The following is a 584-nucleotide window of genomic DNA, read 5'->3' on the forward strand; positions in this document are numbered from 1 at the left end:
CGCGCCGCCTGCGGCGCGAACTCGGCGTCCAGCGCGCGTACCCGCGCCTCCATCCGCTGTTTCAGGCAGGCGCCCGGATCGGTCTCGGCCAGGCAGCTCTGGCGCTGCGCCAGCCAGTCGCGCTGCGCGTTGCGCACGCCAGGCCGCTGCGCCGCGGGGACCACGTCGCGCAGCGCCGCATAGCGCAGGGCCAGCCATTCCTCCGTGGCGTCCAACCGCTTGTCCGTGCACAACAGTCGCTCCACCGCCGTGGTTGCCTTGCTGCAATCGAACGACACCGCGCCGGCCTCGGGCATCCAGCCCAGTGCCAGCAGCAGTGCCAGCGCACGCATGCGCAGGCCAAGGCAAGCGTTCATGCCATCCTCCTCTCGTGCATCGTTGCGATCCCGGCACCGCTTGTCGCGCCGCCGTCAGTCCACCAGCACCGCGCGCGGCTTCTGCAACGACAGCAGGCCGAGCAAGGCGGCCAGCACCAGGTAGCCGCCGACGAACTGCCAGGCGATCAACTTGGGCACGCCGCTCAGCGTCCACGGCAGGTACAGGCCGCCGCGCGGGTCCACCGAATGGATCAGCCCGAACAGGGT

1 protein-coding gene is annotated in these 584 nt (G+C 71.1%); it reads right to left on the minus strand.

Annotated features, from left to right (window positions below; all coding sequences use genetic code 11):
• A partial coding sequence (locus CEK68_RS20845; RefSeq protein WP_226978006.1) for a lysozyme inhibitor LprI family protein occupies nt 1–356 on the minus strand: 356 nt, incomplete at its 3' end.
• Between the last annotated feature and the right edge of the window lie 228 nt (nt 357–584).

It is taken from the genome of Xanthomonas sp. LMG 12461 (assembly GCF_009192935.1).
In the GTDB taxonomy this organism is placed as follows: Bacteria; Pseudomonadota; Gammaproteobacteria; order Xanthomonadales; family Xanthomonadaceae; genus Xanthomonas_A; species Xanthomonas_A sontii.